This is a genomic window from Priestia sp. TGN 0903 (assembly GCF_050846855.1).
Lineage (GTDB): Bacteria > Bacillota > Bacilli > Bacillales > Bacillaceae_H > Priestia > Priestia zanthoxyli.
In genome coordinates this window covers 128,539-151,315 of record NZ_JBOZGL010000005.1, presented here as the reverse complement: position 1 = coordinate 151,315, position 22,777 = coordinate 128,539, and the positions used below count along the sequence as shown (strand labels likewise).

Here is a 22,777-nt window from a genome sequence, read left to right as displayed (position 1 = left end):
AATTTGTCGCAGGATAATTTATCATGTCTGCGTTTTTCCGTAGAAGAATCAGTATGGTTTCAAAAAGGACAGGAAGTCTCACAACTTTTGTCTATCTCCTTAGAGCCTCAAGTATCTATTCAAGAATATGACCAATATGTGTCTATTCGAGGAGCATTACAATTAACAGGTGAATACGAAACGTACGAGGGAGAGCACTCGTTACGCGAATATACAAATGAGAATCAAGTGCAATCTATCTCTGTCCGTGAAGACGGAACGGCTGAATTATCACATCAATTTCCTGTTGATATTACCATTCCTAAAAATCGTATTCAAAGTATTGAAGATGTATATGTATCTATTGATTTATTTGATTATGAATTACCAGGCACAAATCAGCTGCAGCTAATGGCTGACTTGTCCATCACAGGATTGTACGGGGAACAGCATGAAGAACAAGAACGAGAAGAAGAGGAAGAGTTTGCGGAAGAACAGCACATCGTCTCCTATGAAGAAGCAGACGATGCTGAAGAGGTATATACTGAAAACTTTGCTCAAGAAGAAGAGAAACAAGAGGAGCAAGAGTTTGACGTAAGCTATCGTGAAGCTCCCGCACTTTTAGAGGCAGAGGCTATTGAAGAAGATCATTCAGAAAAGCCTCCTAGTTATTTTTCATCTGTATTTAAAAAAGAATCTCGTGCTGAGCCGGTCGTGGAATATGAAGAGGAAGCATATGAACCATTTGAAGTCGAAGTGAAAAAAGAGGCACCAATCGAGGAAGAAAGAGAAGACAACGTGATTGAGCTCTTTCAGCTTCGTCAAGAGCAAGAAAGCTTCGAAGAATCGCAAGCTAGTGAATTAAATACGTATGCTGACGTTCAACAAGAGGCTGAGCAAGAAAAGGAAAAGATTATTGTTGAATTTCGGAAAGAAGAAAATGAAAGCGGCCGAAATGAAAACGCCCTTTATTTAACAAAGCTCTTTTCGCGGGAAGAAGAAGCTTTTTCAACGTGGAAGCTTTGTATTGTTCAAGACGGAGATTCGCTTGATACGATAGCAAACCGCTATAATACGAATGTACAAAACATTTTACGAGTGAATAATTTAGGAGATGAATATGAGCTGGAAGAAGGAAGCATCTTAAATATTCCCGTTCGTTAAAGTCGGAAAGAAAACAGTTTTGACGCATATAATGTCTTAACTGTTTTCTTTATTTTTTACGAGGAAGGAGAATATAGATGCAGCGGACAGTAGCAGACTACAAAGTATTGTTAAAAGAATATGACTTAGATGTTGACTTTATCGAAGACTACGGAAAAGTAAAAAAAGTCTATACAAAAACTGGCGTATTTGCGCTTAAAGAAATGGCGAATCATCAAGAGCGAAATCAGAACTTCATTCAAAAGTTGCAGAACGTGTATCAAAAAGGGTGGATGGGCTTTGTCCCTATTTATCAAACGAAGCGTTCTCAGCCCATTGTTTCAGATGAAAGCGGCTCGTATTACTTAATGCCGTGGCTCCCAAATAACCCAACCGAAGAGCGTGATATTCGATATCATAAATTATTTCAAGAGCTTGCTAAGCTTCACGGCGCTTCGGCGCAGGAAGTAGAAGTAAAAAAAGAAGATATAGAAAATCATTATACATCGATGAAAGAAACGTGGGAAAAACGTCAGGAAGAGCTGAAGCAGTACGTAGTAGAATGCGAGAAGAAAGTGTATATGTCCCCGTTTGAATTGCATTACTGTACATTTTATTATGAAATGACAAGAGCTCTTGAGTTTGGTTTTGGAAAGCTCGATCAGTGGAACGATGAAATGGAAGAAAAGGAAAAGATCCGGCTGGTTACGTCTCATGGAAAGCTATCGGCTAAACATTTTATCTATGACGAACGGGGAAATGGTTTTTTTATTAACTTTGAACATGCAAAAGATGCTTCACCGATTTATGATTTGGTCTCATTTTATTTCCGTACTCTTCGCACGTACCCAGTAACTACCTATGACAGCTATGAGTGGTTTAGTACGTATGAAAAACATTTTGCTCTCAGAGAAGAGGAAAGACTGCTTTTGCACAGTTATTTAGCGTTTCCAGAACCCTTGTATCAGTGTATCGTTCAATATAGGCAGCATAAAGAAAGTAAAACGGAGCTTGAACATATGCAGTCATTTATTCGAGCATACTGGCTGACGAAAAACATTGAACAGCTCAATATTAAAATATTTGAAGTAGATCAGCAAAAAAAAATGGCAGCGGAAGCAGCTGCACAAGCCCAAGCGAACGAATAGCGCTTGGGTTTTTAAATCCAGTCCGAATATAAAGCAACCGCTAGTATGGCAAGAAGTGCCAACAACAGTACATCAAAGGTTGTGGGGAAGAATAGTGTACGTATACCTTGAAAAATTGTTAAAGGAACAATAAACTGTCCACAAGCCGCTCCTGCTGTTTTGAGCCACCGCTGCAGCTGATACGAATTTACATTTATTCGTTTCTTCATTTGTACATGCCCCTTTCAATCCACGTGCCCAGGTTAAAGTAAGTATATGAAAAAAGAAAGAAATGGTGCCATTTTTTTGAGCGGACTTTTCATTTTATTTCCAAAATTAGCGAGTGAATGAAAAAATAAAGAGCAGAACAAAAAAATTATGAATATAATCATAAAAAAATGGAGAAGATTATTGACGATTCAACATTTTTTCATATAGTATAATTAAGAGAAATTCATACATAAATACAGTGAATAGGAAGAGTACGGGATGTTCGTCTTTCAGAGAGAGAAATCAGCTGCTGTGAGATTTCTTAAGAATGTGCACTCGGAATGTCGCCTATGAGTAGCTTTTTTGAACAGCTGCATAGCTCAGTAGAAAAAGCCGGTTAATCAACCGTTATGAAATGAAGTGTATAGGCTTATCAAACGGGATACGTCTATAAAAAAAGGTGGTACCGCGAAATCAACTCCTTTCGTCCTTTTATTAGGAAAGGAGTTTTTTTATGTTTATAAAAGCTTTACACAGTTTCTAAAGACTGAAACTTTATATTATGGAGGTATACATTATGTCTGAAAAAGAAGTGACTCTTCCAACGAAGTATGATCCAAAAGCCGTTGAAGAAAATCGTTATCAGTATTGGTTAGACGGGAAGTTTTTTGAAGCAACAAATGACCCTGAAAAAGAGCCATATACAATTGTAATTCCACCCCCAAACGTAACGGGCAAGCTGCATTTAGGCCACGCTTGGGATACAACGTTACAAGACATCTTAACGCGTATGAAGCGCATGCAAGGCTATGACGTTTTATGGCTTCCCGGCATGGACCATGCGGGGATTGCAACGCAGGCAAAAGTAGAAGAAAAGCTTCGCAGCGAAGGGAAAAGCCGCTACGATCTAGGCCGCGAAAATTTTGTAGCCGAAACGTGGAAATGGAAAGAAGAATATGCAAGCTTTATTCGCCAGCAGTGGTCGAAGCTAGGACTTGGCTTAGACTATTCACGCGAGCGCTTCACGCTTGATGAAGGCCTTTCTAAAGCAGTGCGCGAAGTATTCGTAACGCTTTACAAAAAAGGGTTAATCTATCGCGGAGAATATATTATCAACTGGGATCCAGCTACAAAAACAGCTCTTTCAGACATCGAGGTTATTTACAAAGATGTACAAGGTGCGTTTTATCATATGCGCTATCCGTTGGCAGATGGTTCTGGACATATTGAAATCGCAACAACTCGTCCTGAAACAATGCTAGGAGATACGGCTGTAGCTGTTCACCCTGAAGATGATCGCTATAAGCACTTAATCGGCAAAAAGGTTGTCCTTCCGATTGTAGGTCGTGAAATTCCAATCGTAGGCGATGATTATGTAGATATGGAATTCGGTTCTGGTGCGGTAAAAATTACGCCTGCTCATGACCCGAACGATTTTGAAATTGGAAACCGTCATAATTTAGAGCGTATTTTAGTGATGAATCAAGACGGCACGATGAATGACAAAGCAGGTAAATATGAAGGAATGGATCGTTTTGCTTGCCGTAAGCAAATTGTTAAAGACCTTCAAGAAGACGGCGTATTGTTCAACATTGAAGACCACATGCATTCAGTAGGTCACAGTGAACGAAGCGGTGCCGTTGTTGAACCTTATTTATCAACTCAGTGGTTTGTAAAAATGCAGCCGTTAGCAGATAAAGCAGTAGATCTTCAAAAACAAGAAGAAAAAGTAAACTTTGTGCCTGATCGTTTTGAAAAGACCTACTTACACTGGATGGAAAATATTCGCGACTGGTGTATTTCGCGTCAGCTTTGGTGGGGACATCGCATTCCAGCTTGGTATCATAAAGAAACTGGAGAAGTATACGTAGATCATGAGGCTCCAGCAGATATCGAAAACTGGGAACAGGATTCAGATGTATTAGACACATGGTTCAGTTCAGCGCTATGGCCGTTCTCAACAATGGGCTGGCCGGATGTGGATGCAGCTGATTTCAAACGCTACTACCCAACAAATGTGCTTGTAACGGGCTACGACATTATTTTCTTCTGGGTATCTCGTATGATTTTCCAAGGTCTTGAATTTACGGGTAAACGTCCGTTTGACGATGTACTTATTCACGGTCTTGTACGAGATGCTGAAGGTCGTAAGATGAGTAAATCACTTGGTAACGGCGTAGATCCAATGGAAGTAATTGAGAAATACGGTGCAGATTCTCTTCGCTATTTCTTATCTACAGGAAGCTCACCGGGACAAGATTTACGCTTCAGCTTTGAAAAAGTCGAAGCGACGTGGAACTTTGCAAATAAAATTTGGAATGCTTCTCGTTTTGCATTAATGAACATGGACGGCATCACATTTGAAGAGCTTGATTTATCAGGCGAAAAGTCAGTTGCGGATAAATGGATTTTAACGCGCTTAAATGAAACGATTGAGCACGTAACAAAATTAGCTGACAAATATGAATTTGGTGAAGTTGGACGCATTCTTTATAACTTTATTTGGGATGACTTCTGCGATTGGTACATTGAAATGGCTAAACTTCCTCTTTACGGAGAAGATGAAGCAGCTAAAAAGACCACTCGCTCAATTTTAGCTTATGTACTTGATAACACAATGCGACTTTTACATCCATTCATGCCGTTTATTACTGAAGAAATTTGGCAAAGCTTGCCGCATGAAGGTGAATCAATTACAGTAGCTAAATGGCCGGAAGTACGCGCTGAGCTTTCGGATAAAGAAGCTGCTAACGATATGCGTTTACTTGTAGATATTATCCGTGCTGTTCGTAACATTCGTGCTGAAGTGAACACGCCGATGAGCAAACAAGTAAAATTATTTATTAAAGCTAAAGATGAAAATATTCAAAGTCAGCTTGAAAAGAATCGTGCGTATGTAGAACGTTTCTGTAATCCAAGTGAGCTTGTGATTTCAACCGATGTTTCATTAGATGAAAAAGCGATGACTGCTGTTGTAACAGGCGCAGAATTAATTTTACCTCTTGAAGGTTTAATTAATATCGAAGAAGAAATCGCCCGTTTAGAAAAAGAATACGATAAGTTAAACAAAGAAGTAGAACGTGTACAAAAGAAATTAAACAACCAAGGCTTTATTGCAAAAGCGCCTGCTAAAGTAGTAGAAGAAGAGCGTGCAAAAGAGCAAGATTACGTTGAAAAACGTGAAGCTGTTCAGTCTCGTATTGCTGAATTACGCGGATAATCAATGGGTTAATAAACTAACAGAAAAAGCGTGGCTTGTATAGCGACGCTTTTTCTTTACATAATAATAGCGATGGAAAAGAAAGGTGAATAAAAGATGATAACGACATATGAAGAAGCGCTTGATTGGATTCATAACAGACTTCGCTTTGGAATCAAGCCGGGGTTAGAACGAATGGAATGGATGCTAGAGCAGCTTGATTTTCCGCAGCAAAATATAAATGCTATTCACGTTGCTGGAACGAATGGTAAAGGTTCTACTGTTTCGTATTTGCGAAATATGTTAGAAGAAGCAGGGTATAAAGTTGGAACGTTTACTTCCCCTTATATCGAAACATTTAATGAGCGGATTAGCGTGAATGGACAGCCTATTTCAAATGAAGCAATGACCGCTCTTGTTCAGGAAGTAAAGCCTGTAGTGGAGCGACTAGAACATACGGACTTAGGGTCAGCAACGGAATTTGAAGTGATTACAATCATGGCTTTTCTTTATTTCGGCTATCATGATTCAGTTGACTATGTTGTGTTTGAAACAGGTCTTGGGGGACGATATGATTCAACAAACGTTGTGAATCCTATGGTGAGTATTATTACAAACATTGGATTTGATCACATGGCGATATTAGGTGATACGGTAGAAGAAATTGCAGCAGAAAAAGCGGGGATTATTAAAAAAGAAGTCCCTATTATTACTGGTGCAGAGCAAGTAAAGGCGCTTGACGTCATTACAGAAGAGGCAAATTTGAAGCAGGCTTCGTTATTTGTGTTAGGAAAAGAATTTAAAATTGAAAACTATGAGCCCTTAGCAAATGGAGAAGGCTTTACGTTAAAAACGCCGTATGGCACATTTGGACACTTGCAATTAAATATGCTTGGCTATCATCAAGTTGAAAATGCAGCTTTGGCTGTGATGGCCGTTTGTTATTTAAAAGAAAAGAAAAAGCTTTCTATCTCCAATGAGCAAATGATAAAAGGGATTCAGCATACAAAATGGAACGGCCGCTTTGAGATAGTAAATGAGCATCCTTTAACGATTATTGACGGGGCTCATAATGCAGAAGGCATTGATAGCTTGTTATCTACTTTACGCCTTCATTATGAAGATCGAAACATTCATTTAATCTTCAGCTGCTTAAATGATAAAAGCGCTAATCGAATGGTCCAAGAACTTGAAACAATCGCTGCAAGTATTACATTTACGTCGTTTGACTTTCCTCGTGCTCGCGCAGCTGGGGAGCTTTATGAGATGAGTACTCATCGTAATAAGCATATGGACGAGGAGTGGAAAAAAGCAATTGCTTACGTAAAGGAAAAGGCGACAGGTGAACAAGACATGGTCGTGATTACAGGGTCTCTGTATTTTATATCAGAAGTGCGGGCCTTTCTTCTCAAATGAGCAGAAGCAGCAAGTGAAATCTTGCTGCTTTTAACATAATGTAAGAAAGGGATACAAATAATAAGGAAGCACTAAGTTCAAAGTATTGTCACTTTCACCCCCTAGGTAAGTGATATATAATAAACATGTACATCACTAAATAAGGAGATTGTTAACATGAGTAAGAATAATGAAAAAATTGTACCGAAAAGTAATAAAAACTTTACCGGTATTATTCTTACCTTTTCAGTGATAGCGAATGTTATTATCTTACTGCTATTCTTTTCGAATATTGGCTATCAAGGAAAAGTAAGTTTTGATTTGACTATCTTTCCACGGTTAAATGCTATTTTGAATAGTTTTACGTTTATTTTTTTAGTTGCAGCGTTGATTTCAATCTTTAGAAAAAACATCAATGCTCATAGAGGGTTTATCTTAGCGGCATTCACTTCTACACTGCTCTTTTTAGTTTCATATTTAACGTTCCACTATATCTCAACCGAAACAGCTACGTTTGGTGGAGAAGGAATTGTTCGTCCCATTTACTTCTTTATTTTGATCACACACAGTTTCTTAGCAGCGATTATCGTTCCGCTGGCACTGTTTGCACTTGTGTGGGGCTGGACAATGCAAGTTGAAAAACATAAAAAAATTGTGCGATGGACAATGCCAATCTGGCTTTATGTAAGCCTTACAGGTGTAATTGTCTACTTATTTATGGCTCCTTACTATTAAAAAACGTCTGCTTTTGCAGACGTTTTTTTTATGCTGTTTTTGTTTTTTAGTGGTATAATCCTTATTACCTATAAAAGGTGTGTTTTAAGGAAGGAGGCATACAGAATATGACTTTTATGGGTATTAAGATTCAGTTTATTAATGAAGGAGCTGTTTGATACTAATCAATAAAAGAGAGGTGTGGAAATGGATAAACTGTCAAAAGAGAATAAAGGACTTTCTCTCACGCAAGTGATCATACTGGTTATCGTAATAGGTCTTCTAGCAGCTTTTCTCATACCGTTTATTGGCAGCTATTTAAAAGGAAAAGATACATTGCCCCATTCAAAAGAAAATCTACAGTTAGTATTCTATACCCCTGAAATGGAAGGAGTCGTATGAGTATAATTTACCTTTATCTATTCGTTTCAGGTATCACTCTAGGTTCATTTTACAACGTAGCAGGCCTTAGAATTCCTCAGGGAAAATCTATTTTATCTCCAAGATCTCATTGTCCACACTGTTTATACGTTCTTTCTCCACAACAGTTAATCCCCGTAGTCTCCTACATTAAAAATGCAGGAAAATGTAGTATGTGTCGCAAAAAAATCTCCTTCATCTACCCGTTCGTAGAATTTTCGACAGGAAGTTTATTTGTATATGCTTTTTTAAAATTGAATATGACGTTAGAACTGATTGTCATATTAACTTTTGTTTCTTTTTTAACAATTATCGTTGTCTCAGATATAGCCTATATGATTGTCCCAAATAAGGTGCTGCTTTTCTTTTTGCCTATCTTTCTTCTTGAGCGTCTTTTCATTCCATTAACTTCGTGGAGTGATTCTTTAATGGGAGGAGGAATCGCATTTTTTCTCCTCTTTCTAATCGCATTTCTCAGCAGAGGAGGCCTTGGAGAAGGAGATATTAAATTGTATGGTTTGATTGGTATTGTGCTTGGAGTAAAGCTTGTTTTGCTATCACTTTTTTTAGCTATATTAATAGGCGGAACCGTTAGTATAGGAGCATTATTAATGAAAAAGGCAAAGGTAGGTGTACCAATTCCTTTCGTTCCTTTTATTTTTATAGGGACAATCGCTGCTTATTTTCATGGAAACGAATTGATAGATTGGTATGTTAGCAACTATTTTTATTGAGCTTCAAGTCTTCGACAAAGTTAAAATTTCTGTAACTAAATAGCGAAAACCTTTTGTAACAAGACGACAAATGTCTTGTTATTTTTTTTTTCTTCTATGATAGCATGGAAAAAAGTGTATGTTTTATGTCGGTTTACCTCAGCTTACAACCGGTACTAAGACTACGTTAACTAAAGGCGGTGGGGCAGTGGACAAGCAGGAACGAAAAATTTCAATTAAAATCAATGGTCAATCTAAGGATGAGAAGGAAGAACAAGCGCCGGAAAAAGACGAATTTACGTGGGTTCTTCCGGAACCGGCATCCAAAGATTCTCATGTGGAAGAAAATAAAGTGGTGTTTATTGAAGATGTAAGAAATGAAAAGAAGAAAAAGCCGCGATTACACCCTAAAAATGTTTCGATTAAAACAGTAAACGGCGGTGTGATCAAACGAACGGCTGTGATTGTATTACTAGCAGTCGGAATAGGCAGCGGCATCGGTATGGTTGGTGTGAAAATGATGACAGGAAGCGAACAGCCTGTAGGAAAAGCACAAACAAGTGAGCGAGCGAAAGAAGAAAAAGCTGCTCAAACAGCGTCTGCCACTGAAAGTGTTGGTAAAGCTGAAAAGAAAAGCGAACAGGAATCGAAGGATACGTCAGCTGCTGCTTCTACTTTAGACCCTTTTTCCTTTTACATTGTGCAAGCAGGTGCTTTTTCATCAAAAACTGCTGCAAATAAAGCAATGGATAAATGGAAAGAAGAGAACGAAGCAGGCGAGATTTTTTCACCTAAAACCTATTCTCTTGTCGTTGGTGCTGCCACTGGAGAAGAAAAAGCAAAGGCACTTAGTAAAACGTATAAACAACAAGGTAAAGATGTATATGTAAAGTCTTATGAAATTAAGCCCACCAGCGAATTAGGGAAAAAAGATCAAACGGTTATAACAACAGCGCAGCCGTTTATGGCTAATCTCTTAGATCAATCTGTTAAAGCGATTGAGGGAGAGCGGGTAGCCGATATCAAATCTTTGAAAAAAGAGCTGACAAAAGTTCAGAAAGAAGCGTCAAATGAAGACATTAAAACCATGGTGAGAACCCTTCAAAAGGCTGCGGCTTCTCTTTCTTCATATGAAGACAATAAAAGCAGTAAAGACGCTTGGCTTGCTCAGGGATACGTGTTAAAAGCTCTTCAGCAGTATGAAAGCCTTGTAACGTCTTAACAGGTGAGGTAGTGTAATGCTGCCTCACTTGTTTATTGTCATTTAGAGATGAAATTGCTAAAATAACGGTGTGTCCTTCTTTTTTTAAATCAAAATGCAAAGGTGAGATGTATGAAACAAACATTAATTTTAGCCTCAGGCTCTCCTCGTCGAAAAGAATTACTTCAGCAGCTTCACATTCCCTTTACCGTTCACGTTAGTACAATTGAAGAAATCGTCAATCCATCATACACTCCGTCCGAGGTAGTAATGGATTTAGCTAGGCAAAAAGCAGTGGACGTCGCTTCGCATTATAAAGAGGATATGGTCCTAGGCGCCGATACAGTTGTCGTATATGGCAATCGTATTTTAGGAAAGCCAAAAACGAAACAAGAAGCGATTGAAACACTTACGATGCTGTCAGGTCAAAAACATCAGGTGTTAACTGGAGTAGCGTTCGTATCAAATGCAAAAGTTCATACGTTTTATGAACAAACTGATGTAGAGTTTTGGCCGATTGAACAAGATGAAATCGTACAGTACGTAGAGTCAGGAGAGCCTATGGATAAGGCTGGTTCTTATGGAATTCAAGGTCTCGGTGCTGCGCTAGTTAAAAAAATTGAAGGAGACTATTTCTCCGTGGTGGGCTTGCCGCTCTCCCGAACAATACGTGAGCTAAAACAATACGGTTTCGTCTACTAAAAAGGAGTGACGAAATTGGATCAATCATTGCTAATTAAAGATTTTCCTCAAGATGAAAGACCTCGAGAGCGCCTTGTGGCAATGGGTGCTTCTAGTCTTTCTAACCACGAGCTTATTGCTATTTTGCTGCGCACCGGAACCAAAGATGAATCTGTTCTTCAGCTGTCCAATCGCATATTAACGCATTTTGAAGGTCTTCAACTTTTACAGCATGCATCGCTTGATGAAATGATGAATATTAAAGGTATCGGACCTGCAAAAGCGATTCAAATTATAGCGGCTATTGAAATAGGTAAGAGGATTGTACAGCGGAAATCTAGTGAGCGATATACCATTCATGGCCCTGAAGACGGAGCTAATTATGTGATGGAAGAAATGCGCGTGCTGTCCCAAGAGCATTTCGTCTGTTTATACCTCAACACGAAAAATCAAGTTCTCCACAAGCAAACCATTTTTATCGGAAGCCTCAATTCATCTATTGTCCATCCAAGAGAAGTATTTAAAGAAGCCTTTCGCCGTTCAGCTGCATCTCTTATTTGTATTCATAATCATCCCTCCGGCGACCCTACTCCCAGCAGAGAAGATATAGAGGTAACGAAGCGCTTAAAAGAGTGCGGATTTATCATAGGAATTGAATTGTTAGATCATTTAATTATCGGAGATCGAAAATATATTAGTTTAAAAGAAAAAGGATACATGTAAGGCTATGCTTTTTAAAATCCTTGGGTTATAATAGTAGTCATGATTTTAAATGACAAGTTCTTTACAATCATTCGTTATTAATAGACAAAGTATGACTTTTTATCATACAATATTTGGCGTTGACATCTATGAAAAAAGTATAGAAAATAAAAAATGTTACTTATGAAATGAAGAAATTGAATTATGGAATTTTTACCTTTGCATTTTGGTAAGAGAAAGGAAGAGACACATGTTTGGAATCGGTACTAGAGACCTTGGAATAGATTTGGGTACTGCAAATACGCTCGTTTATGTAAAAGGAAAAGGAATTGTTGTGCGTGAGCCGTCTGTTGTGGCTTTGCAAACTGATACAAAACAAATCGTTGCGGTAGGTAACGATGCAAAAAATATGATTGGTCGTACACCTGGGAACGTAGTAGCCCTTCGTCCAATGAAAGATGGAGTTATTGCAGATTACGAAACAACTGCGACGATGATGAAATATTACATCAATCAAGCTCAAAAAACAAAAAGTTTGTTTGCGGGTAAGCCGTATGTAATGGTTTGTGTACCTTCTGGCATTACAGCTGTTGAGAAGCGTGCCGTTATTGATGCGACTCGTCAGGCTGGCGCGCGTGATGCGTATACAATTGAAGAACCGTTTGCTGCAGCAATCGGCGCCAATCTACCGGTTTGGGAGCCAACGGGAAGTATGGTAGTAGATATTGGTGGAGGAACAACAGAAGTTGCGATTATTTCTTTAGGCGGAATCGTAACATGTCAGTCAATCCGTATCGCTGGGGACGAGATGGATGAAGCGATTATTCAATATATTCGCAAGAATTACAATTTAATGATCGGTGAGCGTACGTCAGAAGCATTAAAAGTAGAAGTCGGTTCTGCCGGAATTCCAGAAGGTATTGAAAACATGGAAATTCGCGGACGTGACTTACTAACAGGTCTACCGAAAACAATCGAAATTTCAGCAGAAGAAATTGCAGAAGCGCTAAAAGATACAGTGGCTTCTATTGTCGATTCAGTAAAAAGTACATTAGAAAAAACACCACCTGAACTTGCGGCAGATATTATGGATCGCGGTATTGTATTAACAGGCGGTGGCGCATTGCTACGTAATTTAGATAAAGTTATTAGTGAAGAAACAAATATGCCGGTTGTCATCGCAGAAGATCCGCTTGACTGTGTTGCAATTGGAACTGGGAAAGCGTTAGAACACATTGATTTATTTAAAAATCGTACAAGCGATTCATATCGCTAAATATTAAGAGGTGTAGATCGTGCCACAATTTTTCTTAAATAAACGTTTAGTTATTTTATTGGTCAGTATTATTGTATTAGTGGCATTGATTGGTTTTTCGTTAAATGGTCGTAAAAATGTAACGTGGCCTGAACAGTTTGTCAAAGATACGGTTGGTCTTGTTCAGGCTACCTTTAATGAACCCGCACAATTTGTAGCGGGTTTCTTTCAGAATGTAGGTGACTTAAAGCGTACATACGAAGAAAACGAGGTATTAAAAGCCCGTTTAGACGAACGCATGCAATTAGAAACGAAAGCCAACGCTTTGCAGCAAGAAAATAAAAAATTAAGAGCACAGCTCGACAAAAAAACGGATTTAAGTCAATACAATCCAATCGAAGCAACAGTTATTGCTCGTAATCCAGACCGTTGGCATGAGGTAATTGCCATTGATAAAGGGACGGTTCATAATGTACAGGAAAATATGGCTGTTATGACTCCTGAAGGGCTGATTGGTAAAGTGAAGCATGCATCTAAGTTCACATCTACTGTGCAGTTAATTAGTTCATCAGATCGTACAAACCGTGTATCTGCTAAAATTCAGGCTAAAAAAGAAGTGTTTGGTTTAATTGAAGGCTATGATGATAAAGAACAGGCGCTTGTTATGCGTCGTATTCCTTTTGATGCTGATATTAAAGAAAAGCAAAAAGTAGTAACGTCCGGTCTAGGACAAGAAGACGGCATTTTTCCTAGCAATCTTCCAATTGGCGTTATCACAAAAATTGAGCCTGATGAATATGGATTAACGAAAAAAGCTTATATCAAACCTGCTGCTGACTTGTATGACTTAGATAACGTAGTTGTAGCTAAAAGAAGTGCGCCCGCTGCTGAAGACGATTTAGGGGCGGAGGAGGCTAACTGATGAAGCGGTTTGTCCTTCCTATTCTCGTGCTTGTCGTTTTTATGTTTGAAAGTATCTTTGTTAATTTTGTCGCCATGGCATCACCATGGCGAGACTGGATTCTATCGCCTCACTTTGTTGTAGTGGTACTGGCTTTTATGGCAGTGTATTATCACCCAAAGCAAGCGATGCTATATGGGGTAATCCTTGGATTCATGTACGATATTGCCTTTACGGATGTCTTAGGAGTATACGCGCTTGGATTGCCGGCCGTATGCTATATCGTATCAAAACTAATGAAGATTTTTCAGCAAAATACGCTTATCGTAATCTGCATGTCGCTATTAGCTGTAGCCATTATTGAGTTTTATGTATATGGAATTAATAGCATTATTAATATATCCGATATGACCATTGGTCGCTTCTTGCAAGAGCGATTTTACGCAACCATCATTTTAAATGCCATATTTGCACTCATTTTTGCATTTCCGCTTCAAAGATGTTTTCAATATTTCGCTAAATTTATCGATGAACGCTGATCCGAAAATATATTACGCTTCTCGTTCGTGATGTGATAAAAATGCTGATTGAAGAAACGAAAAAAAGGAATTGAGTAAGTCTCTGTCGAAATTATATATTCGTTGAGGTGAGCGTCTTGAATAAACAAAAGCAACAAAATGTGACAATTAAAGGAACAAAAGATGGATTAACGTTGCATCTCAATGATACATGTTCATTTGCAGAGCTTTTGACGGAACTTAAGACGAAGCTTTTGACAAATAAGCATGGCGATGCCGATCAAATCGTCACAGTGTATGTCAAAATCGGAAATCGTTATTTAACTACAGAGCAGGAAACCGAATTGAAGGCGCTCATAGAAGAAAATCAGTATTTAGTAGTTAAACAAATTGATAGTAACGTTATTTTAAAGCAAGATGCAGTCCGAGTAAGAGAAGAAAGTGAATTAGTATCTGTTACAAAGGTAGTTCGTTCAGGACAGGTTCTCCATGTAGAAGGCGATTTGCTTCTAGTCGGAGACGTAAATCCCGGAGGAACCGTTGTAGCTGGAGGAAATTTATTTGTATTAGGTGCTTTAAAAGGGATTGCTCATGCAGGATATCGCGGCAATAAAAACGCCGTTATTGCTGCATCGTTAATGAAACCTTCACAGCTGCGCATTGCTGATATCATTACCCGATCAGAAGAAGAGCGCAGTGAGAAGGAAGAGAATATAATGGAATGTGCATACTTAGATGATAATGATCAAATGGTGATAGATCGCGTGCAAGCTTTACCGCATCTAAGACCGAATTTGACCAGGGTAGAAAGGAGAATTTGACAGTGGGAGAGGCTATTGTTGTTACGTCTGGTAAAGGTGGAGTTGGAAAAACAACGACATCAGCCAATTTAGGTACTGCTCTAGCATTAGCTGGAAAGCGCGTGTGTCTAGTAGACACTGATATCGGCTTACGCAACTTGGATGTTGTAATGGGGCTTGAAAATCGTATTATTTATGATCTTGTAGACGTGGTAGAAGGTCGATGCCAACCGCAAAAAGCCTTGATTAAGGACAAGCGTTTTGAATGTTTGTACTTACTTCCTGCTGCTCAAACGAGTGACAAAACAGCTGTTCAACCAGAACAAATGCGAGAGTTAGTTCTTCAGTTAAAGCAAGACTATGACTATGTGGTTATTGATTGCCCAGCTGGTATTGAACAAGGCTATAAGAATGCCGTAGCTGGCGCTGATAAGGCACTCGTTGTGACAACACCGGAAGTTTCAGCTGTTCGTGATGCTGACCGTATTATTGGATTATTGGAGCAAGAGGATATCGAATCTCCAAAACTGGTTATTAACCGAATCCGTAGTCATATGATGAAAAATGGAGACATGCTGGACGTGGAAGAAATTTCTCAGCTTCTGGCTGTTGATTTAATTGGAATCGTTGCTGACGATGAAAATGTTATTCGTGCTTCTAACAACGGTGAACCAATTGTCATGGATCCATCAAGCAAAGCATCAATTGCATATCGTAATATTGCAAGACGTATTCTAGGTGAAACGGTTCCTCTTCAATCGTTAGATGAAGAAGATAAGGGAATGTTTGCACGTATTAAACGATTCTTTGGTGTTCGTTCTTAAAAAGCTTCCGATAGAGGAAGCTTTTTTTATTTGTGTGATTTTGTAGAGTCAAGCTGTCATAAGCTCCACGGACAAGTCATATAGTTGATTATACGATAAGAACAAGGAGAATGATGAATCATGAATCGACGTGCTGATGAAATCCGTAAACGAATTGCTGAGCGCAAGCGAAAACAATTAAATACAACGAAGCGTCTTCCTCAAGAACCTCTTCATACGTCCTTAATGAGTGAAGAAGAAAAATATGGATCGATGGATTATTCTGCGGTTGAATACACACCATCAGCAAAGGAATATCACCCGTTATTTCGAAAAGAACGCTTTTTATTTAAAATTTTAGCTTCGGCCTGCTTAGTGTTAATTGTAGGGATTATGTTCAAGAACGCTTCTCCTGCTTTTGAACAGGCCAGAGTGGTGGTTCAACAAACAATGGATAAAGAATTTCAGTTTGCAGCTGTTTCCTCTTGGTATGAAGATAAGTTTGGGAAGCCGTTAACGCTCCTGCCGAATAAGGAGTCTAGCAAAACGGAGCAAAGTGTAAGCGGAGAATACGCTACTCCAGCTTCAGGGAAAGTAACGGAAACATTTGCTCAAAGTAAGCAAGGGGTGACGGTTCAAACAGGAGTGGATTCTGTTGTAGAAGCAATGAGTGAAGGTATTGTAAGGTATGTAGGAAAACGTGATGATACTGGGAATACCGTTATTATTCAACATGCCGATGGAACTGAAACTTGGTATGGACAGCTCAAAAAAATCAATGTTAGCATGTATGATTTTGTGAATAAAGGCAAAGAAGTAGGAATTGTGGAAAACAGTAAAAAAGGCGATGCTGGAACGTTCTATTTTGCTATTAAAAAAGGCGATAAGTTTGTGGATCCTAGTCAGGTGATTCAATTTGAATAGTGCTTTTTCGTTATTGATGAAAATTCACATTCATCCATTGTTTTGGGGGATTTTCGTAATTGGTATCTTAACGGCTACGGTAAAGCAGCTTTTTTTGTTATTTATTATTGTAATTATTCATGAACTGGGCCACGCCGTAGCGGCTCAGTGTTTTTCTTGGCGAATTCGTAGAATTATGCTCTTACCTTTTGGAGGAGTAGCAGAAGTAGATGAACATGGTAATCGTCCATTTCGAGAAGAGTTTATTGTGACAATAAGTGGACCTCTTCAGCATCTTTGGATGTTTGGAGCTGCTTTCTTATTAATGAAAATAAATGTGTTGTCTTTGGAAACGTATGAGCAATTTATGTTTCAATGCACAGTAATTTTACTATTTAACCTTTTGCCCATTTGGCCATTGGACGGAGGGAAGCTGCTTTTTTTAATGTGCAGTCGTTCTTTACCATTTTTAGAAGCGCATAAGCTTGCACTCCGGTTATCAACGTTTTTTTTAGCTATCGGTATTATCTACGCCGTCATTATGCATCCTTTTCAGCTGCACTTATGGATTGTTATTTCATTTTTAATTATATCCGGATATTTGGAATGGAAGAGCAGGCAATTTGTCTACATGCGCTTTTTGTTGGAGAGGTATCATGGAAAAGAGCATCCAATTGGAGCTTTAAAAACGCTAAGTGTATCAACCAGTGAGACGCTCCATCAAGTCCTGCAAAAATTCCAAAGAGGTTGTAAGCATATGATTATTGCTACATCTCAAACAGGCGAGCATGTACAAATTGATGAAAATGAACTTTTACACGCTTACTTTGTAGAAAAAAGAACAAATAGCCCACTAGATGAACTTGTAACAGTTTACTGATTTCTAGTAACATAGAATAGAATGAAAAAAGTTCGGTTGCACTGACCGAACTTTTTCCTATGAATTTAGATTAAAGTGAGGCAATGTATGTGAAGGCATGTATCATTAACGCGGCTACTTCTTCCAAACGTATAGCCGTGATAAACGATAAAACACTAGAAAAAATATATTTAGAAGAACAAAGCGAGAATCAAATTATTGGTGATATATATTGGGGTAAAGTCGTAAAAGTCCTGCCGCATATGCAAGCAGCCTTTATCGATATTGGTTTATCAATGAACGGATTTATTCATCGAAATGAACTTGTATCCTATCAGCAGTCAGATAATCCTCACAAGGATCAGCAGCCGATGTCTGCTTTTATTCGTGAAGGAGAAAAAGTATTGGTTCAAGTTGTAAAAGAAGGCATTGGAACAAAAGGGCCGAAGCTGACGGGTATTATTGAATTTTCTTCTGATGAGCTTGTATATTTACCGCACGGAAACTATGTCGCTGTATCCAAAAAAATAGATGAGCCAAAACGCCAACAGTGGAAACAGCTTGGCGAGCGGTTAAAACAGGGGATGGAAGGCTTTTTATTTCGAACAGCGATTGAGGAAAAATCAGAAGCTGCGGTCCAACACAAAATAAAAGAGCTACAGAAGAAATATGAGCGCCTTGAACGACAGACACAGGGAATGAAAGCTCCTGCCCTAGTCAGCAAAGGACAAGATTTTCTCGAAACAAGAGTGCAAGCTGCACTTCAACAAGGAATTGACGGGATAGTAGTAGATGACTTTGACCTATATCAGCATCTTCAAGCTGCCTACCCTAACTCGTCAATAGAGTACTATAAAGGAAATGAAAATATTTTCTCCTTTTATGATGTGGAACGGCAAATAGAGAAGCTTTTAAAGCGAATCGTGTGGCTCAAAAGTGGAGGTTATATCGTTATTGACGAAACGGAAGCGATGACGGTCGTAGACGTGAACACGGGGAAGTTTTCAGGAAAAGATAATATTCGAAAGACGATGTTTCAAACAAATATGGAAGCTGCGTATGAACTGTCCAAACAGATGCAATTACGTCACTTAGGCGGCATGATCTTAATTGATTTTATAAATATGTCTCATAAAGAAGATCGGACAGAAGTAGAAAGGTACATGAAAAAGCTATGTGAACAAGATGAAGTGCGGACGAATGTAGTTGGCTTTACAGAGCTCGGCATATTGCAATTAACGCGGAAGAAAGTGCGCAATAGCATTGGGTCAACATTAACTATGCCTTGTGAAGTATGTGAAGGAACCGGTAAAATGATTGATTCCAAAACGGTTGCTTTTCAAATTGAACGTGTAATTTGGGAACATCGCGGCGCGGAAGAAGAGGCTATTTGGATTGAGACGCGAAGTGATGTTATAAATGAAATGAAAGCTCAAGGGTTTCTCAAAGCTCTAGAGAAAATGGTTAAAAAAACCGTATATCTTACGCCAAGCGATGATTATACAAACGCATTTGTTTTGCGTCAATTGGGGTCGAAAGAGCAGATTCAAAAAAGGGTCTCTGCTTCTATATAAATTTTTAGAAGAAAACATGAATTCCAATTGACACTAACCTTTGATTTGTAGTAAGATTTAATATGTTGGTTTGTAGCACCCGTGCTACAACCGCTCAGAACAGGTTTTAAGTTCACTTGAACACCTGTGATGGCGAGTCTTAGTTTTTAGAGGAGGTGCAGAGAATGTACGCAATTATTGAAACTGGTGGTAAGCAAATTAAAGTAGAGGCTGGTCAAGCAATCTACGTTGAAAAACTTGCTGGTGAACAAGGCGAAACAGTTACTTTTGACAAAGTATTATTTGTAGGTGGCGACAGCGTGAAAGTTGGTGTTCCTTTCGTAGAAGGTGCAACAGTTACGGCTAAAGTTGAAAAACAAGGTCGCGCTAAAAAGATCACTGTATTTAAATACAAAGCAAAGAAAAACTATCGTCGTAAGCAAGGTCACCGTCAACCTTACACAAAAGTTGTAATCGACGCTATCAACGCGTAATTATAACAAATGATTAAGGTGACGATTTCTCGTGATGCAAATAAGAAAGTTGACGGGTTCACGATGAGTGGACATGCTGACTTTTCCGAACACGGAAAAGATCTTGTTTGTGCGGGAGCATCTGCAGTTTCATTTGGAACAATTAATGCTATCTTTTCAATAAGTGGGGTTGAACCGCACTTAGAGCAAGGTGGAGATGGTGGCTATCTCCGTTGTGAGATTCCGAAAGATGTGGATTCGTTCACATTGGAACAGATTCAATTGCTATTAGAAGGTATGGTTGTTTCACTGAAAACGATCGAATTAGATTACAGTAATTATATAAAAATTAACGACAACTAAACAGGAGGTGGATGTCATGTTAGTAAGATTAGACCTTCAATTCTTCGCTTCTAAAAAAGGAGTAGGTAGTACTAAAAACGGTCGTGATTCAATCTCGAAACGTCTTGGTGCTAAACGTGCTGATGGCCAATTCGTATCTGGTGGTTCAATTTTATACCGTCAACGCGGTACTAAAATTTACCCAGGTGCAAACGTAGGTCGTGGTGGAGATGATACTTTATTCGCTCAAATCGACGGTATCGTTAAATTTGAACGTTTCGGTCGTGACCGTAAAAAAGTATCTGTATACCCTGTTGCTCAAGAAGCATAAGATACAAAAAGAAAACTCTAACCCAAGTAGGTTAGAGTTTTCTTTTTGTAGAATATTTCACCTATTACCCATTGGAATTTGTTATAATCGAACATATCTAAGAAGATTGATACGAGATGTTTGTCAGCGTTGTGAAATACTTATGCTCGAGTCAAAGTTAGGAGTGCTAAGATGGAAAAAGAATGGGATGTCGTAGAGGTATTAAGATACGCGCGGCATGATTGGTTAAATAAGCTGCAATTAATCAAAGGCAATCTAGCGTTGAATCGGCTTGATCGAGCGAATGAAATCATTGAAGAAATTGTAAATGAATCCAAACATGAATCCAAGTTAACAAACATCAATATGCGACTGTTTGCGGGCTTTGTTATGACCTATCATTGGAATAACCATGCTGTTCGCTTAGATGTGGAAGTGCTTGGAGAATTGAAGGATTTATCACAATACGATGAGTTCGTATACAACTGGTGTTGCTATTTGACAGAAGCACTCGAAAAATATGTTGATTATCATGCAGAAAACTATTTGAGTATTTCAGTATGCATTGAAGAACAGGGAATTCGTTTCTTTTTTGACTTTAGTGGAATACTAACAGATATACAGAAGCTACAAAACAAGCTACAATGTTATGAGTGCGCTCAAGGAGTTGCATTGGTTGAACAGCATATGTCTGAAGATGAATTTAGCCTTATGCTCACAATAAGTTAAAAGCGCTTTTGCTATGGCAAGAGCTAAGATATAGAACGGAGTGAAAAAGAAATGTTTGTAGATCAGGTCAAGGTATATGTAAAAGGTGGCGACGGAGGAAATGGAATGGTTGCCTTCCGTCGCGAAAAGTACGTACCAAAAGGAGGTCCTGCAGGTGGTGACGGTGGTCACGGTGCAGATGTCATTTTTGAAGTAGAAGAAGGATTACGTACGCTGATGGATTTCCGCTATAAGCGTCACTTTAAAGCAAGCCGTGGTGAACATGGAATGTCAAAAGGACAGCACGGACGTAACGCTGAGCCGATGATTGTAAAAGTTCCACCAGGTACCGTTGTGTTGGATGAAGATACGAACGAAACGATTGCTGATTTAGTTGAGCACGGCCAGCGCGCAGTGATTGCTAAAGGTGGACGCGGAGGGCGTGGGAATACGCGTTTTGCTACACCTGCAAATCCAGCACCGGAGCTTTCAGAAAATGGAGAGCCAGGTAAAGAGAGAAATGTCATTCTTGAATTAAAAGTATTAGCCGATGTAGGATTAGTTGGTTTCCCAAGTGTTGGAAAGTCAACGTTATTATCCGTAACGTCTGCTGCAAAGCCAAAAATTGCTGAATATCATTTTACAACAATTAATCCGAATTTGGGAGTAGTTGAAACAGAAGATAATCGCAGTTTTGTGATGGCAGATTTACCAGGGCTAATCGAAGGTGCACATGAAGGTGTAGGATTAGGTCATCAGTTTTTACGTCACATTGAACGTACCCGCGTGATTGTCCATGTAATCGATATGTCAGGTTTAGAAGGCCGTGATCCATATGAAGATTACTTAACTATTAATGAAGAGCTGCGTCAGTATAATATGCGTTTAACGGAACGTCCGCAAGTAGTGGTAGCAAATAAAATGGATATCCCGCAAGCCGAAGAGAATTTAGCTGCATTCAAAGAAAAAGTAGGGGACGAAGTGAAAATCTTTCCAATTTCTGCGGCAACGCGTGATGGAATACGCGAACTGTTATTTACAGTAGCTGATCTTGTAGAAACGACGCCGGAATTCCCAATGCAAGAAGAGGAAGATCTATCTATGCACCGCGTACTGTACAAGCATGAAAAGAAAGAAGTGGAATTTGTTATTACGCGTGATAGCGATGGCTCATACGTATTAAGCGGTGAAAAAATCGAAAAATTATTCAAGATGACTGACTTCTCACGTGAAGAATCAGTTCGTCGATTCGCGCGCCAGCTTCGAGGCATGGGCGTCGATGAAGCCCTTCGTGAACGAGGAGCAAAAGATGGCGACATTGTAAAGCTGTTTGAATATGAATTTGAATTTATCGACTAATTGTTGTTCATAGGATAAGGGGAGGGGCTTTACTTGCATAAGAGCGATAAGCAGTTTTATTTAGTTCGCGAAGATGTATTACCAGAAGCGATGAAAAAAACATTGGATGCGAAGCTGTTAATTGAACGGGGAAAAGCTGAGTCGGTAGCAGATGCTGTACAAGCCGTAGACTTGAGTCGCAGTGCTTTTTATAAGTACCGCGACACGGTCTTTCCGTTTCAGACGGTTGTCAAACAGCGCATTATTTCACTATTTTTTCATATTGAAGATCGATCAGGAACTTTATCACATTTATTGAGCACCGTTGCATCATCAGGATGCAATGTGTTAACAATTCACCAAACCATCCCTTTACAAGGGCGTGCCAACGTAACTCTTTCATTAGATACAGCAAGTATGAGTGTTGAGTTAAATGAAATGCTGCGAAGACTGAAAAGCTTAGAGTTTGTAGATAAAGTGGACGTGCTTGGTTCAGGGGCATAATGGTAAACAGATATAGATAAGGAGAG

At 39.0% G+C, this 22,777-nt stretch carries 25 protein-coding genes and 2 other annotated features; of the genes, 24 read left to right on the top strand and 1 reads right to left on the bottom strand.

The genetic code is table 11. The annotated features are described in order from the left end of the window. Positions 1-3: 3 nt before the first annotated feature. Entirely contained in the window at positions 4-1,143 is a 1,140-nt protein-coding gene (gene spoVID / locus ACRPLY_RS18280; protein WP_028411727.1) for a stage VI sporulation protein D, read from the top strand. 77 nt (positions 1,144-1,220) lie between these two features. Beyond that, complete coding sequence (ysxE, locus tag ACRPLY_RS18275) at positions 1,221-2,270, top strand: spore coat protein YsxE (protein WP_013085128.1); 1,050 nt, start codon at positions 1,221-1,223, stop codon at positions 2,268-2,270. A gap of 11 nt (positions 2,271-2,281) precedes the next feature. On the opposite strand, the gene ACRPLY_RS18270 is transcribed toward ysxE, so the two are convergent. Next, positions 2,282-2,479, bottom strand: a complete 198-nt coding sequence (locus ACRPLY_RS18270) for a hypothetical protein (protein WP_013059354.1) — start codon at positions 2,477-2,479, stop codon at positions 2,282-2,284. Between the two features lie 230 nt (positions 2,480-2,709). Beyond that, positions 2,710-2,954, top strand: a binding site (T-box leader). Between the two features lie 82 nt (positions 2,955-3,036). Between ACRPLY_RS18270 and ACRPLY_RS18265 the strand changes: the two genes are divergently transcribed. The 22 genes from ACRPLY_RS18265 to ACRPLY_RS18160 all read left to right on the top strand — a co-directional run bounded on the left by ACRPLY_RS18265 (position 3,037) and on the right by ACRPLY_RS18160 (position 22,751). After that, the gene (locus tag ACRPLY_RS18265; RefSeq protein WP_034265552.1) at positions 3,037-5,679 is read left to right on the top strand and encodes a valine--tRNA ligase; all 2,643 of its coding nucleotides are present in this window, start codon (positions 3,037-3,039) and stop codon (positions 5,677-5,679) included. 96 nt (positions 5,680-5,775) lie between these two features. After that, complete coding sequence (locus ACRPLY_RS18260; RefSeq protein WP_432232080.1) at positions 5,776-7,074, top strand: bifunctional folylpolyglutamate synthase/dihydrofolate synthase; 1,299 nt, start codon at positions 5,776-5,778, stop codon at positions 7,072-7,074. A 156-nt stretch (positions 7,075-7,230) separates the two neighbouring features. Further along, complete coding sequence (locus tag ACRPLY_RS18255) at positions 7,231-7,788, top strand: DUF420 domain-containing protein (protein ID WP_028411723.1); 558 nt, start codon at positions 7,231-7,233, stop codon at positions 7,786-7,788. Between the two features lie 186 nt (positions 7,789-7,974). After that, positions 7,975-8,169, top strand: a complete 195-nt coding sequence (locus tag ACRPLY_RS18250; protein ID WP_033579647.1) for a hypothetical protein — start codon at positions 7,975-7,977, stop codon at positions 8,167-8,169. After that, positions 8,166-8,921, top strand: coding sequence for a prepilin peptidase (locus tag ACRPLY_RS18245; RefSeq protein WP_034265545.1), 756 nt, complete (start codon positions 8,166-8,168; stop codon positions 8,919-8,921). Before ACRPLY_RS18250 ends, ACRPLY_RS18245 begins: the two co-directional genes overlap by 4 nt. 118 nt (positions 8,922-9,039) lie before the next feature. Beyond that, complete coding sequence (locus tag ACRPLY_RS18240) at positions 9,040-10,122, top strand: SPOR domain-containing protein (RefSeq protein WP_033579649.1); 1,083 nt, start codon at positions 9,040-9,042, stop codon at positions 10,120-10,122. Between the two features lie 111 nt (positions 10,123-10,233). Beyond that, complete coding sequence (locus tag ACRPLY_RS18235) at positions 10,234-10,803, top strand: Maf family protein (protein WP_033579650.1); 570 nt, start codon at positions 10,234-10,236, stop codon at positions 10,801-10,803. A 15-nt stretch (positions 10,804-10,818) separates the two neighbouring features. Further along, positions 10,819-11,505 (top strand): RadC family protein, encoded by a 687-nt coding sequence (radC, locus tag ACRPLY_RS18230; RefSeq protein WP_028411718.1) that lies wholly within the window; start codon positions 10,819-10,821, stop codon positions 11,503-11,505. A 229-nt stretch (positions 11,506-11,734) separates the two neighbouring features. Beyond that, positions 11,735-12,760: a rod shape-determining protein gene (locus ACRPLY_RS18225; protein ID WP_013059345.1), complete on the top strand. Its 1,026-nt coding sequence runs from the start codon at positions 11,735-11,737 to the stop codon at positions 12,758-12,760. Between the two features lie 19 nt (positions 12,761-12,779). Then, on the top strand, positions 12,780-13,661 hold the full coding sequence (gene mreC, locus ACRPLY_RS18220; protein WP_013059344.1) for a rod shape-determining protein MreC: 882 nt from the start codon (positions 12,780-12,782) through the stop codon (positions 13,659-13,661). Next, a complete protein-coding gene (gene mreD, locus ACRPLY_RS18215; RefSeq protein ID WP_014458115.1) occupies positions 13,661-14,179 on the top strand; it encodes a rod shape-determining protein MreD in 519 nt (172 codons plus the stop codon). The genes mreC and mreD overlap by 1 nt, the downstream gene beginning before the upstream one ends. A gap of 116 nt (positions 14,180-14,295) precedes the next feature. Then, positions 14,296-14,979, top strand: coding sequence for a septum site-determining protein MinC (minC, locus tag ACRPLY_RS18210; RefSeq protein ID WP_028411717.1), 684 nt, complete (start codon positions 14,296-14,298; stop codon positions 14,977-14,979). Between the two features lie 2 nt (positions 14,980-14,981). Continuing rightward, positions 14,982-15,782, top strand: a complete 801-nt coding sequence (minD, locus tag ACRPLY_RS18205) for a septum site-determining protein MinD (RefSeq protein ID WP_013059341.1) — start codon at positions 14,982-14,984, stop codon at positions 15,780-15,782. Between the two features lie 120 nt (positions 15,783-15,902). Next, positions 15,903-16,685 (top strand): M23 family metallopeptidase, encoded by a 783-nt coding sequence (locus ACRPLY_RS18200; RefSeq protein WP_028411716.1) that lies wholly within the window; start codon positions 15,903-15,905, stop codon positions 16,683-16,685. Beyond that, positions 16,678-17,544: a M50 family metallopeptidase gene (locus ACRPLY_RS18195; RefSeq protein ID WP_033579652.1), complete on the top strand. Its 867-nt coding sequence runs from the start codon at positions 16,678-16,680 to the stop codon at positions 17,542-17,544. Before ACRPLY_RS18200 ends, ACRPLY_RS18195 begins: the two co-directional genes overlap by 8 nt. An 83-nt stretch (positions 17,545-17,627) precedes the next feature. Continuing rightward, entirely contained in the window at positions 17,628-19,097 is a 1,470-nt protein-coding gene (locus tag ACRPLY_RS18190; protein WP_099000509.1) for an Rne/Rng family ribonuclease, read from the top strand. 78 nt (positions 19,098-19,175) lie between these two features. Further along, positions 19,176-19,247: a sequence feature (ribosomal protein L21 leader region), on the top strand. Between the two features lie 14 nt (positions 19,248-19,261). Continuing rightward, entirely contained in the window at positions 19,262-19,570 is a 309-nt protein-coding gene (rplU, locus tag ACRPLY_RS18185) for a 50S ribosomal protein L21 (protein ID WP_013059337.1), read from the top strand. Positions 19,571-19,579: 9 nt separating this feature from the next. Continuing rightward, positions 19,580-19,912: a ribosomal-processing cysteine protease Prp gene (locus tag ACRPLY_RS18180; RefSeq protein ID WP_013059336.1), complete on the top strand. Its 333-nt coding sequence runs from the start codon at positions 19,580-19,582 to the stop codon at positions 19,910-19,912. A 16-nt stretch (positions 19,913-19,928) separates the two neighbouring features. Then, positions 19,929-20,222 carry a 50S ribosomal protein L27 gene (gene rpmA / locus ACRPLY_RS18175; protein WP_013059335.1) on the top strand — a complete coding sequence of 98 codons (294 nt, stop codon included), beginning with the start codon at positions 19,929-19,931 and terminating at the stop codon, positions 20,220-20,222. A 171-nt stretch (positions 20,223-20,393) separates the two neighbouring features. Next, positions 20,394-20,930 (top strand): Spo0B C-terminal domain-containing protein, encoded by a 537-nt coding sequence (locus tag ACRPLY_RS18170; RefSeq protein ID WP_013085118.1) that lies wholly within the window; start codon positions 20,394-20,396, stop codon positions 20,928-20,930. A 51-nt stretch (positions 20,931-20,981) separates the two neighbouring features. Beyond that, a complete protein-coding gene (obgE, locus tag ACRPLY_RS18165; RefSeq protein WP_028411712.1) occupies positions 20,982-22,268 on the top strand; it encodes a GTPase ObgE in 1,287 nt (428 codons plus the stop codon). 33 nt (positions 22,269-22,301) lie between these two features. Then, positions 22,302-22,751 carry an ACT domain-containing protein gene (locus ACRPLY_RS18160; RefSeq protein WP_028411711.1) on the top strand — a complete coding sequence of 150 codons (450 nt, stop codon included), beginning with the start codon at positions 22,302-22,304 and terminating at the stop codon, positions 22,749-22,751. Positions 22,752-22,777 lie beyond the last annotated feature (26 nt).

Excerpts from the sequence above, each read along its gene's own strand:
- ysxE (WP_013085128.1), top strand. The coding sequence starts at position 1,221 with ATGCAGCGGACAGTAGCAGACTACAAAGTATTGTTAAAAGAATATGAC.
- ACRPLY_RS18270 (WP_013059354.1), bottom strand. The coding sequence starts at position 2,479 with ATGAAGAAACGAATAAATGTAAATTCGTATCAGCTGCAGCGGTGGCTC.
- ACRPLY_RS18265 (WP_034265552.1), top strand. The coding sequence starts at position 3,037 with ATGTCTGAAAAAGAAGTGACTCTTCCAACGAAGTATGATCCAAAAGCC.
- ACRPLY_RS18260 (WP_432232080.1), top strand. The coding sequence starts at position 5,776 with ATGATAACGACATATGAAGAAGCGCTTGATTGGATTCATAACAGACTT.
- ACRPLY_RS18255 (WP_028411723.1), top strand. The coding sequence starts at position 7,231 with ATGAGTAAGAATAATGAAAAAATTGTACCGAAAAGTAATAAAAACTTT.
- ACRPLY_RS18250 (WP_033579647.1), top strand. The coding sequence starts at position 7,975 with ATGGATAAACTGTCAAAAGAGAATAAAGGACTTTCTCTCACGCAAGTG.
- ACRPLY_RS18245 (WP_034265545.1), top strand. The coding sequence starts at position 8,166 with ATGAGTATAATTTACCTTTATCTATTCGTTTCAGGTATCACTCTAGGT.
- ACRPLY_RS18240 (WP_033579649.1), top strand. The coding sequence starts at position 9,040 with ATGTTTTATGTCGGTTTACCTCAGCTTACAACCGGTACTAAGACTACG.
- ACRPLY_RS18235 (WP_033579650.1), top strand. The coding sequence starts at position 10,234 with ATGAAACAAACATTAATTTTAGCCTCAGGCTCTCCTCGTCGAAAAGAA.
- ACRPLY_RS18225 (WP_013059345.1), top strand. The coding sequence starts at position 11,735 with ATGTTTGGAATCGGTACTAGAGACCTTGGAATAGATTTGGGTACTGCA.
- mreD (WP_014458115.1), top strand. The coding sequence starts at position 13,661 with ATGAAGCGGTTTGTCCTTCCTATTCTCGTGCTTGTCGTTTTTATGTTT.
- ACRPLY_RS18200 (WP_028411716.1), top strand. The coding sequence starts at position 15,903 with ATGAATCGACGTGCTGATGAAATCCGTAAACGAATTGCTGAGCGCAAG.
- ACRPLY_RS18190 (WP_099000509.1), top strand. The coding sequence starts at position 17,628 with ATGTATGTGAAGGCATGTATCATTAACGCGGCTACTTCTTCCAAACGT.
- rplU (WP_013059337.1), top strand. The coding sequence starts at position 19,262 with ATGTACGCAATTATTGAAACTGGTGGTAAGCAAATTAAAGTAGAGGCT.
- ACRPLY_RS18180 (WP_013059336.1), top strand. The coding sequence starts at position 19,580 with ATGATTAAGGTGACGATTTCTCGTGATGCAAATAAGAAAGTTGACGGG.
- rpmA (WP_013059335.1), top strand. The coding sequence starts at position 19,929 with ATGTTAGTAAGATTAGACCTTCAATTCTTCGCTTCTAAAAAAGGAGTA.
- ACRPLY_RS18170 (WP_013085118.1), top strand. The coding sequence starts at position 20,394 with ATGGAAAAAGAATGGGATGTCGTAGAGGTATTAAGATACGCGCGGCAT.
- obgE (WP_028411712.1), top strand. The coding sequence starts at position 20,982 with ATGTTTGTAGATCAGGTCAAGGTATATGTAAAAGGTGGCGACGGAGGA.